The 15,473-nt window shown below is 43.7% G+C and carries 4 protein-coding genes and 1 pseudogene; 2 read left to right on the forward strand and 3 right to left on the reverse strand.

Annotation, left to right across the window (positions count from 1 at the left end; all coding sequences use genetic code 11):
• The first annotated feature begins 42 nt into the window (after positions 1-42).
• Positions 43-5,574, forward strand: coding sequence for a CARDB domain-containing protein (locus tag ACYVE4_RS21380; protein ID WP_461042274.1), 5,532 nt, complete (start codon positions 43-45; stop codon positions 5,572-5,574).
• Positions 5,575-5,585: 11 nt separating this feature from the next.
• Entirely contained in the window at positions 5,586-10,436 is a 4,851-nt protein-coding gene (locus ACYVE4_RS21385; protein ID WP_461042275.1) for an RHS repeat-associated core domain-containing protein, read from the forward strand.
• Positions 10,437-11,140: 704 nt separating this feature from the next.
• Here ACYVE4_RS21385 and ACYVE4_RS21390 read toward each other — a convergent pair.
• From ACYVE4_RS21390 to ACYVE4_RS21400, 3 genes and pseudogenes are all read right to left on the reverse strand, one after another.
• A pseudogene (locus ACYVE4_RS21390) lies at positions 11,141-12,103 on the reverse strand (TonB-dependent receptor plug domain-containing protein); the annotation flags it as partial.
• A 698-nt stretch (positions 12,104-12,801) separates the two neighbouring features.
• A complete protein-coding gene (locus tag ACYVE4_RS21395; RefSeq protein ID WP_461042276.1) occupies positions 12,802-14,277 on the reverse strand; it encodes a sugar ABC transporter ATP-binding protein in 1,476 nt (491 codons plus the stop codon).
• Positions 14,274-15,293 carry a Gfo/Idh/MocA family protein gene (locus ACYVE4_RS21400; protein ID WP_461042277.1) on the reverse strand — a complete coding sequence of 340 codons (1,020 nt, stop codon included), beginning with the start codon at positions 15,291-15,293 and terminating at the stop codon, positions 14,274-14,276. The genes ACYVE4_RS21395 and ACYVE4_RS21400 overlap by 4 nt, the downstream gene beginning before the upstream one ends.
• Between the last annotated feature and the right edge of the window lie 180 nt (positions 15,294-15,473).

Raw genomic sequence — 15,473 nt, forward strand, 5'->3', positions numbered from 1 at the left:
GGAGGAACCATTTATTTTAACTCTGAAAGCAGTAGTTCGATCTTGCAGTATGTCTCGATTGATCAGATGGGCGACGTGAGTAGCTCGGGAAGAGCTGTTTATATTGCTTCTAATTGTACCATTAAAAACTCTACCATTCGAAATTCCGAGCAATTGGCAATTCTCATTGGGCCTTCTGTTATTTCACCAGTTATTCAGAATAACAAATTCCAGAACAATGAAATTGCTATTAATGCATATCCGGGTGCCTGTAGTGGAATATCTAATAATCAAAACGCTAAAATTATCTTAAATGGAGGTAGTGTTGCTTCAAATGTTTCGTGGCCTTATCCAGGACTCAATTCCTTTTATCTGCTTACAGGGCAGGTGCACATTCAGCAAAACTATACCTTGTCTATTGGGGCCGGGTCATTGGTTGATTTTGGGTGGCAGTCTGGCGATTTGTATGTAGAGGGTACATTACGGGCCATTGGGACAGAAGCCGCTCCAATCCTATTGACCAGGCAGCAGGATACGACAGCGAATGTTTATTATGGTCGGGTCTATTTAAGTGCAACCAGTACCAACTCCATTCTAAATTTCGTAAGAATGGACAAGTTGGGAACAGCGGATGGAAACGCGGCTCTGGTACTTGAATCAGCTAGTTTTTCCATAGCGAACATTACGGTTTCTAATGCGTTAAGTACTGGTGTTAGATGCACCAATGTTGGGACTTCAATCATTTCCGGCTCCAGTTTCGTTCACAATAAAGTAGGTATTCATGTTGTAAGTGGTCGTCCCATTTTCAATCGATGTAATATTTATTCGAATACGGACTTTGGCATTAATAACGTAAGCACCGCCATTGTCGATACTGTTGATGCCCGCAATTGTTACTGGGGAACACCTTCGGGGCCTTATCACCCAGCCCTAAACGCTTTTGGAACGGGTAATAAAGTATCAGACCGGGTAAAAATCAATCCGTATACTCAACAACCCCAGAATGGCCAGATCCGAGACATTGGGGTTAGTGCGCTATTGACACCTATTACAGATTGCAATCATACAATAGCAGACAGTGTTCGGGTGCAGATACGTAATTACGGGAATGTAAGCCTGTCAGGTTTTCCGGTATCCTATCGAATCGGGACAGGGCCAGTCATAACAGAATTGGTTACGGATAGTCCTTTGTTACCAGGACAGACTAAAGCATACACGTTTATCCAGCGAGCAGACTTGTCAGCACTAACCTCCTTTACCATTAGTGCTTTTACTTCACTGGTTAGCGATACTCTTCGACTCAATGATACTACTAGGACTGGTATCCAGCATCTTTCAGCGATTGGTGCCCCGCTTAATCTTACTCCATTTAACCAGGTCGTTAATGTCGATGCCGTTGCTCCGTTTACATGGGGAGCTGTTGATAGTGCAACATCTTATGACCTGTATATCTGGAAATCTACAGATACCGAACCAAGTCAGCCCATAGCCAGTAACCTAGCGCAGATTTCTTATACACCCACTCTAGACTATGGTATCTCCTACAAATGGAAGGTAGTGGCTCGTAGAATAAGCTGTCGAACCGAATCCCTTATACAAACATTTACCACCCGCTCCTTGCCTGATTTAGTCGTTGAACAAATAAATGTACCGGCTACCGCTACTTCCGAGACCGATCTGATTATTAACTGGAAAGTAACCAATCAGGGTGCAGGCTCGACATTAAATCAAGGCTGGACAGATCTGGTTTATTTATGTGATCAGCCTGTACTGAATGCCGGATACGAAAACTATTTTATCGGAAGTATTCCAAATCTTAGTGCTCTTGATGCAGGTCAATCTTATCTGGCAACGAATCTTAGTTTTCGGATTCCGCAAGGTGCTCTGGGGACTTATTATGTTATTGTCAGGTCCAATTCTTATGCCTATCTGAAAGAGGTAAATGGAGCCAATAATGAACGTGTGAGTCAACCAATCACAATTGCGCTTGCCCCTCCCGCTGACTTACAAGTTACCAATGTGGTAGTCAACCCTCTCAATGTATTTTCGGAGGATTCGGTTTCGATTAGTTACACGGTAAAAAATGCAGGTGATGGGCCAACGACAAACCCTTTTTGGTACGATTACATATCCATAAGCTCACATGAACCGATGAATGTGAGTTCTGATGCCTATCTGTTCAGTACACAACGCAGTCAACCTCTAACTGCTAATAGCGAATATACAGTTAACACAAAAGTAAAATTACCTGCTCGCATCAGTGGTACCTATTACATTCACGTACTTACAGACCAGTATGGTCAAGTTTACGAATATAACAAGGAAGAGAATAATAGTCGAAATAGCCTTGCCCTGAATGTCATACAACGGCCAACGCCTAATTTGACTGTTAGTAATCTACTGGTGAGCACTACAGCAGTTAGCAATAATCAGCCCATTACGATCCAGTGGGATACGAAGAATTCGGGCGCGTTTCAAGCACAACCATCATGGGTAGAGCAGGTATATGTATCAGCGGATACAACTTTTAGTATCTATGATGACATTAGTATTTTAGCCTTAACACGTTCTGAGTCGATACCATCACTTGGGTCCAGCACTACGCAACAAATAGGGATATTACCTTATAATCTGGCGGAAGGAAATTATTATCTGTTCGTACAAACTGATGTAGGTAATCTGGTTTTTGAAAACGAGAATGAAAACGACAATTTATCAGCACCTTCTGCTGTTATCCATGTCCAGAATCCCGATTTATCACCTGTTCAGCTAACGACCCCAGCAAACGCCATTTCCGAGCAAACGATTACCCTTCAGTGGCGAGTCAAAAATATCGGACAGGGAAGTTTATATGATCGAAATTGGACTGACCGTGTTTACTTATCGGCAAATTCTACATATGAACCTGGTATTGATATCGTACTAGCTAGTAGTACCTTAAACCAACTCCTATCCGCAGGTAATGAATATACTCGGCAGACCACAGCTACAATACCCGTTGGCGTTTCTGGCAACTATTACCTTTTATTGGTAAGTGATGCCGATAATAATGTTTTGGAAAAGCATGAAGATAATAATAGTCAGGCCGTACCCATCACGATCACACTGGCTCCTTGGCCAGATTTGCAAACTACAACGATAGCTGTTCCTGCTACTGATACGGTAGGCACAGCGCTTACATTACAATATACGATTAAGAACACAGGAGCCGGTACGATTGATCAAAAAAACTGGTTTGACTACATATACCTATCTCCAACCAGCATAGTCAATGATGCTACGTTGATATATGTAGGTAATACTTTTCAGAGCCGGTCGTTGGCCAGTGGTCAGTCCTTTACTCAGGCCGCATCGGTTGCACTCCCGGCTGATTTATTGCCAGGGCGTTATTATGTAGTAATAAAGACCGATTTCAATAATCAAATTTTTGAGAGTACTGGTGAAGCCAATAACACAACGGTGGCATCAACATCCACTGCTATATCATTTTTACCTGCTATTGATTTAGCAGCCACAACAGGGACTATTCTAAGTGGTTCGGCTATTGCAGGGGGGACGCTGACAGTACAGTGGACGGTTAAAAATAATAGTTCATCGTCTACGATTACGCCTTATTGGTATGACGGTATCTATTTAAGCACTAATCCGATTCTCGACGCCAGTGATGTGTTGTTGGCGCCAGTTTATAACGACAGGCCGCTAGCCGCTGGAGGAACCTATACAAAAACACAAACAATTGTTCTTCCTAATGAAGCTTCCGGTACACTCTACTTACTGGTCAACGTCGATAAAGATAATCATAACCAAGATGATCACCGGGAAAACAATGTGCTACCGCTTAATAATGGCCAATCGATAACCGTTACAGTTCCGCCACCAGCAGATCTGGTTCCACTATCACTAGTCAGCCCAACTCAAGGAACACTCTCACAACCCATTAATATTACGTTTACGGTAAAAAATACGGGTACCAGTCCTACAGCATCCAGTTACTGGTATGATCAGGTGATTTTAGCGACAGGTACTCAACCACAGGCTGCTACCGACATTGTATTGGGCACGTTTGCCCATACGAGTACGTTAGCCCCTGGAGCATCCTATGTAGTAACCGAACAGGTGTTTATCCCTTCAAACGTATTAGGAAACTATGTCTTACTTGTCAAGACAGATGCCTATAACAATGTCTATGAGCGAAACAACGAGGAAAACAACGTTGCCTTTGCCAATATCTTTATTAACCCACAACTGCCCAGCGATTTAACCGTATCGCACATCGATCTTCCTCTGACGGAACAATATGCTGGCAGTTCAGCGACTATTAGTTGGCAATTAACCAATATAGGGGCCAATCCCGTGAATGGTTACTTACGGGAGGCCGTTTATTTATCGAAAGATGCTATACTCGATGCAGGAGACATCCTATTTGGTACCGTAGATAAAACGACCTATCTAGCCTCGCAAGCTTCTGAAACACGATCCCTGGAAAAGCCCTTGGCAAACCTGGCTGTTGGAGAATATTATGTAATCGTCAAGACCGATATACTCAACAATATCATTGAGCAGAACGAAGCTAATAATCAGACCATATCGACTGGAAAACTCATCATTAATGTCCGAGAGTTACCCCTGAATGTGTTGACAGCAACAACCCTGGGACAGGATGTTACACTCTACTATCGCCTAGTGATCCCGGAGGGATTAGCCGGAGAAACCTTATCCCTCACGTTAAAAGGTGACTCGCTCAATAATGCCATCAATCGATTGTTTATTCGGAAAGATAGTGTCCCTACAGCTAACCAATATACGTATGTCGGTTTAGCGGCTTTCAAGGCTAATCAGCAGATTATTATACCCGCCTTACAGGCAGGAACGTATTACCTGATGGCCTTAGGTACGAATACATCCAGCGCCAGCCAGCCGATTACCTTATTGGCCAATATAATTCCCTTCCGAATATCGACGGTCGATGCCAACAAAGGTGGGAATACAGGTCTAGTAACCATTAAACTTACCGGAGCTAAATTTGAATCTGGCATGACGGTTACCCTGATCGGTTCTCAAACCTATACAGCAACCAACGTCTATTTTAGTGACCCATCCAAACTCTTTGCTACATTCAATTTAGCGGGTGCTGTTTTGGGCAACTATACTGTTAACGTAACAAAAGCAGGTGGTGTATCTGCCCAGTTACCTAATAGCTTTACCATTATCTCCGGTACACCAGGTGGCGTTGATGGGGCTCTACAATTATTTACGTGTACGATTCAGAATATCGGTTTTGATGAAAATATCGATTTGGTCATTGTGCACCCGGCCGTTGCGAGACGAAACGCAGTTTTTAAAATGAGTGTCACCTATACGAATGGAGGCAACGTAGATATTCCGGCTCAATCCAGAATATTCCTAAGTCTGTCGGGGGCTCCCATCAATTTTTCCCCTGAGTTTAATAAGTCTCTTTCCGAACTAGTTCTTGAGCTGACTGAAAAAGATGGACCACCAGACATTTTGCGAGCGGGCTCGTCGGGTTTCATTACTATTTACTCGAAAGCAATTGTCACCCAGCCTGGTCCATTACTATATACCATTACCCAATAAACCCACACCCGATGAAAACCAGACTACTCTTTCTTTGGCTATACTTCCTGCTAGCCCTATCGGTCAGGGCTCAGGTTATTCCCCGTCCCAACATTCCGGGGCCTCAGGGCCTATCCGTAAACAGCTACACGGGTAATCTTTTTTATCAACGGAACGAGCAAAGCCTTCGAGGTACAGGGTACCGCATTTATCAGACGTTTTATTATAACTCTGCCCAGGATACATTGAACGAAGGTTACGGTCGAGGATGGTCATTTTACTATCATATTTCGTATAGAGCATTAGGTGATACAGTCTTTATTCAGAGAGCCGATGCCCGAAAAGATACGTTTCTATTGCGATCGGGTAGATATCAGGCGCCAGCTGGTGTTTATGAAACCTTAACCAAAAATGGTAACCAATTTATATTAACCGCAAAAAATGGTGAACAGCGTATTTTTGGTGATGCTACCCATAGAAAGCTAACGCGCATTCAGGACGTTAATGGCAACTTTATTACGATTGACTATACCAACGGAAATCCGATCAAAATAACGAACTCGTCTGGGCGTTTCCTCCTCCTGACCTGGACCAACGGTCTGTTGACCCAGGCAGTTAATGGGACGGACCCTTCTAAAAAGTTTACCTATTCATATAGTAGCTCGAAAGAACTGATTGCGGTCACCGACCCCCTGCAAGGTCGAAAGAGTTTTGTGTATTCGAATCATTACCTGGTGCGACTAGGAGATGAAAATAATAATCCGGTCGTGATCTACTACGTGGGCACTGGAGGTCGAGTCAAGCAAATTACGTCCTGTAATACGGAACAACGCTTCACCTTTCTGGATACGGAACGGAAGAGCTTTGTAAGTCAAAAAACTGAATCCGGTAATTCAGTTATCAGTTACGGGTTCGATACGGCTGGCCGGCTTTCCATGCTAACTGATCCGAATGGCAATAAAGCCGAATTTACCTATGATAACCGGAACAACCTGATAACACAGAAGGACTTTAATGGGACAGTGAGCCGGTTTACCTATGATGAAAAAGGAAATCTAATCACGCTTATCGATCCGACAGGTAATGCAACGGAATATGGCTATGAGTCTGTTTTTAACAATCTCAACAGCCTGAAAGATGCAAAAGGGCGTATGACCACCCTCAACTATGATGTCAAAGGTAATCTGACCGGTATTGTACAACCCGGTGGGCTAACCAGCGCCTTTACTTATGACAATGCAGGCCGACGCTTAACATCAACCAATGCGAATAATGGAACGACGAGTTATCAGTATAATGCCGATGGTGATCTGACCAAAATACAGCTTCCAATTGGCAATATTCAGTTCCAGTATAATGGTAACTGCTGTAATGTGAGCAGAATAACGGATGCCAATGGGACTACACTGGAAATGACGTATGATCTGCTCAATCGCACTAAGACGGTGAAAGATGCCCAAGGCCACACAGTCAGTTATGATTACGATGCAGTCGGTAATGTACTTAAAGAGATAGACCCTAACGGCAATAGTAAAGAGTATAGTTATGATGGTTTGAACCGACTGATTCGAGTTAAACTCCCCGTAGGCACCTGGTCCTACGACTATGATGGATTGGGGAATCTGCTGAAAATGACCGATGCGAACGGTCACATCACGAAGTATACCTATGATAAGAATAGTCAGCTTATCAAAGAAACCGACCCGCTGGGTCATAGTGTCGGGTATAGTTACGATGTGAATGGGAATCTGAGCAAGCGTAGCGACCCCAATGGCAATGTCGTGAATTATAAATATGACGGGCTAAATCGATTGATTGAGAAAAGTTATAACGAGGATACAGATAAGTATAGCTACGATGAGGTGGGTAACCTGGTTAGTGCCTATAACAAAAATATTGCCTACAACTTTGAGTATGATGACCTGAACCGACTGCTCAAAAAGAATATTTTAACATGGAACAAGTCGTTAGCCTATACATACGATGCTATAGGAAACCGCAAAACGATGACGAACCATGATGGAGGACTAACGACCTACAGTTATGATAGCAATAACCGATTAATCAAACTGACGAATCCAGCCAATCTGACAACAACATTTGACTACGATGCGGGTGGCCGAATAAAAAAACAGACAAATGGCAACGGAACTTTTTCAACCTATCATTACGATTTAGCAGGGCGTTTGGACAGCCTGATTAACTGGAAAAACAGCACTGAAAAAATCTCTTTTTTCTATTACACGTTCGACCAGTATGGCAACCGCAAAACCATGCAGGATAAGCGAGGAATGAATACCTATACCTACGATGCTGCATACCGACTAGTTAACGTCGCTTATTCTGATGGAAATACAGAAAATTTCACCATTGATGGAACAGGTAATCGTACCCAGCGTACAAAAAATGGTGTAGCAACCAATTACACCTATAATGCTGCGGACCAAATTCAAACGGCAGGCCCTCGTAGTTTCACAATTGATATTAATGGCAATACTATTGGTCAAAACGATAGCAGTCAGAGAACATATAAATATGATGGTGAAAATCGCTTATCTGAGGTTATGATAAAACCTCAACGCAAAGTTCAATATAAGTACGATCCGTTTGGTGATAAGATTGAAAAGCAGGATACACTGTCTGTCATCACTCGTATGATATATGATGGTGATAATATGCTAGGTGAATTAAGCATAGATAACACAACACAAAGCTTGTATACTACCAGTATTGGAATGGATAGTTGGCTAAGTATCCAAATCGATGGCAACAACTATTTTTATCATAAAGACGGATTGAATAGTATAGTTGAAATATCAAATCAGAATGCTCTAATTTCTAGTCAATATAATTACGATGTTTATGGAAATCTTATCCTTCAAAATTCAACTGTAGATAATTCAGTCCTTTATACAGGACGACTTTTTGACTCTTTAACAAAATTGTTTGATTTTAGAAATAGATTTTATTCTCCAGAAATTGGTCGATTTATTAATAAGGATGATGTATGGGGGGATCAAATAGTTCCCTTAAGCTTAAATAGATATAATTATGTTGAGAATAGTCCTGTCAATTATATTGATAATACAGGTGAATCCAAATATGATCCAAAAGGTTTCAATATTAGTGGTGATAATGTGCTTAAAGTCATAAAAAACATCGCAAAAGTTACAGGCGAAAAAGGGATTGAAAAAGCAACAAAAATTGCAGAAAAGATAAAAAAGATTAACGATTCAGTAAGAGAAAGTACAAAAGAAGTAAGGAATGCAGTTGATGAGCACGATAAAGGAATTAATGATAGATATAAACAGGATCCTAACAATAGAGACTTTGAAAGAGACTATATAAATCAATTCGACCATAAGAAAAACGAAGGGGAAGCTAGTGTAGCTGACTTGCTAAGATGCATTGCACAGGGAGCAGTGCAGAAGTATTTTAATGCCCCATCTAATGCTAAAGATTGTTTGTATCCACCTGGTGGAAATGGTAAAAATGAAAAACCTAACCTAGATCGTTTAAAAAATCCAATTGTTGGTGTAACTCCACAAATTTCTTATGACCCAAATGAATTAGTCGGCCCAGCAGGCTATGATAGTTTAAAATGGGTATCCATCAAGCAGACATTGCCTTACAAAGTTTTATTCGAAAATGACCCTGATTTCGCTACAGCACCTGCTCAAAAAGTAACGATTTATGTACCGATTCACCCTAAGCTGAACCCGGCCTCCTTACGCCTGAGTGAGTTTGGTTTCGGTAATTTTAGTTTCGATGTGCCAGAAAACACCAGCATTTATAGCAACCGGCTGGATGTGCGGGATAGCCTCGGTGTTTTTGTGGACATTACAGCCGGTCTGGACATCGAGAATCGAAGAGCGTTCTGGGTTTTGCAGAGCATTGACCCAGCTACAGGTTTAGCCGCCACTTTGCCTGTAAATAAGGGTTTTTTACCCGTCAATGATAGCATTAGTCATAAGGGTGAAGGTTATGTTACCTTTACTTTACAATCTTTATCCTCAGCCCAAACCAGAGATACAGTAACCGCTCAAGCCACTATTATTTTCGATGCCGAAGAGTCAATCAAAACCAATAAATGGGTTAATACAGTTGATGCGGTTCCGCCATTCTCAAATATCAATGCATTGGCCACACTTGTAGATAGTGTATTTACGATTAGCTGGGTAGGTCAAGATGATCCAACAGGGTCGGGGCTAAAAGATTATGTGCTATACGTATCCAAAAACAATGGACCTTTCACGCTCTATAAAGACAATCTTACAACCACCACCGAACAGTTAACGGGAGAGCCAGGTACCACGCTTTCTTTCTACACACGCGCAGCCGATAATTCAGGTAATCAGGAAACAGCCAAGTTAGTAGGAGATCGGATTGTAACGATTAAAGTACCTACTACTTCCAGTGTGGTTTGCCCGAGTGCCAGTATCAATTTGAGCGCTACTGATGCGGGCTCGGGAGCTACGTATCAATGGCAGGTAAATTCGGGATCAGGTTTTGTTAATATTTCCAATAATGCTATCTACTCAGGAGCTAGTAGTGTTCAGCTTACGATCAATTCAGCGCCTAGTACCTATTCGGGTTACCAATACAGGTGTCAAATTACAATCGGCGGCAACGTTAGCTATAGCCCAGTACGAAAACTCAAATTTTCTTCAAGCTGGCTAGGCATCGCCGGAGAGAGCTGGCATAATCCAGCCAACTGGAGTTGCGGTATAGTTCCTGATGAGTTTACTAATGTCATCATTCCAGGCGATGTTCCCTTTAAGCCTGTATTAAACACAAATGGAACCTGTAGCAGCCTAATGATGGTCAAACAAGGGGGCATAGTATTCAAAGAATCTGTAAAACTGAATCTTACAGGAAAATAATTAACCTGAAATCGTTGAGCTTATCTGGTACATTCGAAAGGTTAATTCCTGATTCAAGTAGTTACAAGCACTGTCTAAATATAGAAGAAATCCAAGAAGAGGATAGTGAGTGAAATATACCATCTCTTAGTAAACTTTCTGTTTTTGATCACTATTTGTACCTTTTATAGTCATATAACACATTAATTGTTTGACTATTAATGTGTTATATGCATTGATTACATTCTGTATCGGAAAGTAATCGTGCTTAATAAATTGCACTACTGACCTTACAGGCAGGCTAGTCTGCAGATGGCTGCTGGCATTTATCTGCGCAATCAATAGTAGGTCTAAAGTAGAGCCATCGCTTAGTATGGGTTAGTCTCGATCTGCAATTGATTGACATTTGAAACTGATAAAATTAATCATGACCAGCGGCCCGTTGGGTAGCGTTTGCAGATCTAATATTTCATCAATACGAACCAAAAAAATAATGATTGGTATCAGGTTGGCTACTATCTACTGTGTGGAAGAAAGGGATAGGCAACAGCAATAGATAATTTGATAATAAATGCTATAGATAAGCGGAGAACTTTCCTGGTCCATTTTGGTGTGACAGTGAAGTACTCTGCGCCCTGATCGTAACACTTCCAGCCCGTTGCGAGATGTTTTGCGTAGCTGAATGTTCTGCAAGGAATAGGTAACTCGAATACTCCGGTCGAGGATCATCTTCGCTCAGCAGAGGTAGGCGCATGGGGGCCGTAGGCATTAGCTGTGTAGTCGATCGAAAGGCCCGCCTGGACAAACTCGTAGGAAATTGTGGCCACCCGCGACAGCCGCTCGGCCAGGATCTGGCGGGTGCGAACGCCATTCTCAATATAGTAGTTGTCGGCAAACGTACCTCCGGCAATGATCTTCAGCGGAATTGAAAAGTTAAAATCCAGATCCAGATTCACTCCCCGTGAGATTGAATATCCGCGTAAGGTATCGTAGATAATCTGGTTGGGGTTGGTGTCATAGTCGAGTAGAATTCGGTTGGAGAAGTAGGTGTAGAACAGTGATCCGTCGAAACCAATAAATGAGTTGCCCGTCACGATTTTCTTTACCAGGTTCAGGTTGGCATTCCAACTCTGCTCAGGTCGTAGGGCTTCTCGCACCACCTCACGGGAACCTGTCAAAGCCGCATGATCTTCGGTAAACAAGTTCACTACCCGGTATCCCCGGCCAATGTTCAGCCGCAACACGTCGGTTTGGTTCAGGCTATATTTATAAGCCACTCGTGGCGTAAAGATGCTACCATGCCGAGAATTATAATCGTAGCGTGCACCCAGCAGCAACTTACCCTTGCCTATGGTAATCTCATCCTGCACAAAAAGGCCTGGAAGGCGAATGCGATCAGGCTGATTTCGTCCATCTGTACCCATGGTGGCCGGTGTGTTGTCGTCGTAGTATGTGTAGCGGAATGGTAAACCAAACAGCAGGCTGTGATGACCAGCTGTTTTGTCCCACAGCAATTGTGCAAACGCAATGGTCTGATCCGCCATGTAGGGCGTGGTGCCGTAGTAGGAGTTCTGATTGTGTGTACTGAAGGAAAACTGCAGGGTTAGTTTCTGGGTAGTAGGCAACTGATATCCACCGATCAACTCAAAGCGTTTGGTGAAGATGCTTTCGCCATATACCTGGTCGCCACCTCGGTACTTCCGCTCCCAGTTCGTTTGCCCTCCCCAGCGGTCTTCGTAATAATAACGGGCCGATAATGTGGCTAATCGGTCTGAGTACTAAAAGAGGTTTTTATCAGGGCGACAGACGCATAGGAAACTGGCTTATCGTCTGATTGGACAACTCCAGTGACTGTACCTGCCTGTGCATATATAAGAGAAGAAGTGGCCAATAGAATGGCCAGCAAGGATGTATAAAATTTTATAAGAGGAAACAGATGAATTGGCGAATAGCGCTGGCCCAAAGCCATAGCTTATATATCCAGTACGCGCGAGGCTGCCGGATATACTAAAATTGCACTCAGCAACAACTTGCTGAAGTCACTAATCAATAGCAGGACATGGGAAAGGAGGCCCCCGTAACCGATGCACCGTAATACCTCCTGCAATGTCGAGGAGTATATAGTGTGGCAAGTCTTGAGTGGTCAGCCAACTTGTTGGAATTAGGCAGCATCTGCCCACAAAAGGAGCCCTGCCCACAAAAGGAGCCTCGAAGGGAGTATGGGCGAGCCAATCCAGCCAGATAAGCTCGGCCTGAGTGTGCTGGTGATTAGGTAGTGCGCATTTCGTGCTAACCCCGGCGTAGGGGTGAGTATGCACTATAATCAATCGATTGATTATAGTGCACTCCTTTGTGTTAGTAAGTTAAGGTTTATAAACCTGTGCGATTAGTGAGTGGCTAACGCCATAAGCTGTTCCTCGGTAGCTTCATCTCCGCGTAATTCGCCGGTCAATTGCCCTGCGGACATGACTAGAATGCGGTCCGATAAAGCTAAGAGTTCAGGGAGTTCGCTCGAAATGAGTAGAATGGCTTTTCCTTCAGCGGCCAACTGACGTAATAACGCGTAGACTTCGGCTTTTGCGCCAACATCCATACCATGGGTGGGTTCATCAACCAGTAATACGTCAGGGCTGGTCAGAAGCCAGCGCGCCAGCATTACTTTTTGCTGATTGCCGCCACTCAATTTCCCAACCAATTCGCGCACTGACGGCGTTCGAATGGCTAATCTTTTTTGATACTCTTCGGCTATGTCCTGACTAGCTGAGGCATTGAACAAACCTGTCCTTGTTTTGGGCGAATGAATAGCAACAATATTCTGTGTAATGGTCTGGTCGCCGAACAATCCCAGCGTTTTACGTTCCTCAGGCAAATAACCGATGCCTAGCTCTACTGCATCAGCCGGATGAGCTGGAAAAACGGCCAGACCCCGTAGCCGAATGGTTCCCGAACTCGGTTGAGCTGCGCCGAAAATGGCGCGCGCAATCTCAGTGCGACCCGCTCCAATCAATCCAGCCAACCCCAGAATTTCGCCCCGGTTCAACTGAAAACTTACGTTGGTAAAACCCGGCCCCGATAGATTTTCAACCACAAGAATAGCTTCCTGCGTAGCCATCGACGGTTGCCGGGAAACCACTACATCGCGCCCAACCATCCGCCGGATTAGTTCGGTCGGATTCGTATCACGAACGGGTAATGTACCCTGATAACGTCCATCTTTCAGCACAGATACCTGATCGGCGAGCGCAAAAATTTCGTGAAGCCGGTGTGAAATGTAGATAATCGCTTTACCCGATTCCCGAAGTTGCGTAATCAGTCGAAAGAGTATTTGCGTTTCACGTTCGGTGAGTGAAGCGGTGGGTTCATCCAGTAGCAGTAAATCAGGCTCCTGCGATAACGCCTTCGCAATTTCGACCATTTGCTTTTGCCCAGCCGATAGATTTCCAACCAGCATTTGCGGCTGTAGATCGGTTAAATTCAGGCGATTCAGCAGCGAGGCTGTTGCCGCATATAATTCCTTATATCGAATTAACCCCAGCGAGTTTCGGGGTTGGCGATTCGCAAAAATATTTTCAGCTACTGATAGACTATCGACCAGGCTAAGCTGCTGGTACACAATCGCAATGCCTTGTCGCGTTGCTTCAGCGGGACCGCTCAACCGAATCGGTTTACCACGTAGCACCAACTCACCCGAATCAGGCGACAGGTTGCCCGTTAGGATGTTCATTAATGTACTTTTACCCGCGCCATTTTCGCCACAAAGGGCGTGAATCTCGCCCGATTGTACGTCAAACGATACGTTGTCCAGTGCTTTTACGCCTGGAAATTGTTTACTGATTCCAGTGAGTTGGAGAAAAGGCGTCATAGATAAATCGTTTCGTTACGTTTGGCCGAATCATAAGCCGCATATACGAGCCGGATGGTCTCGAAATTATTGGCTCCGGTTGTTTCTGCTCCTCCTTTCCCTTCTAAATCAGCCAGTAAATTCTGATTGCAGGCCACAATTGACGCATGGACAATCGAATAAGCCGGATCAGCCCAGGGGTAATAAGGCGGAGTAGCATCTATCTGATACGTTCCTGATTTTGTTGTGATACATAGCTGAAAATCATGCGTAAGCACCACCGAGCCAGCATTACCCTCCACTTGCACCAACGTTTGTGGGAAGGCTTCTTTTTCGAGTAACGAAGCATACGACATTTCGGCAAAGCAACTCAGACCACTCCGCATTTTCATCAGTACATTCGCTACGTCTTCACCGCGAATCGCTGGGTTAACGCGTATGGTCTGACACGAAAGCCATTCGGCTTCGCCAAATAAAAACCGACATACATCCAGAATATGTGAGCCAATATCGGTCAGAATAAACTGATCGAGTTCAGCCAGAAACGGCTGATTATCAAAGACCGGAAAGGCCGAACAAAAGCTCACTTTCGCTTTAAAAGGTGTACCGATCTCTCCCGAATCCAGAATGGCTTTCAGCCGACGCAAAGGTGTTTGCCAGCGAAAATTTTCATGGATGTATAAGCGAACGTTCGCTCGGTGGCAGGTGTCAGCCATTTGCCGGGCCGCTTCCAGGTTTGGCCCCATCGGTTTCTGACAGATCACATCAATGCCCCGTTCGGCCGCTTTAGCCGTGAAAATAGGGTGCGTATCGACGTCGGTGATAATGTCCACAAAATCGAGTTCATAAGCATGATTATCAAAAAGTTGATCAACGTTATCGTAGACGTTCGGTACATTAAATCGCTGGGCAATTTCTTTTGCTCTGGTAAGCGTTCGATTATAAACCGCAATTAATTCAACACCAGGCAGTTCCTGCCAGGCCGGGATCTGATAATTAGCCCAGAATCCCGTGCCGATAACCGCAAACTTTAGCATGTTTTTAGATAGAACCGTGACATCGGATCGAAGAGTATTGGTGAATAACTAAAAGTGGGCGAATCGAATATTTTTGATTTTTAGATGATTTTGTTTGACTATTTCAAAAAGACAGTACATTTGTCATTAACTATACTGTACTCTACTGTATTGTTGTTTATAAAGCAAATGTAATTTCTT

The sequence above is a fragment of the Spirosoma harenae genome (assembly GCF_054776975.1).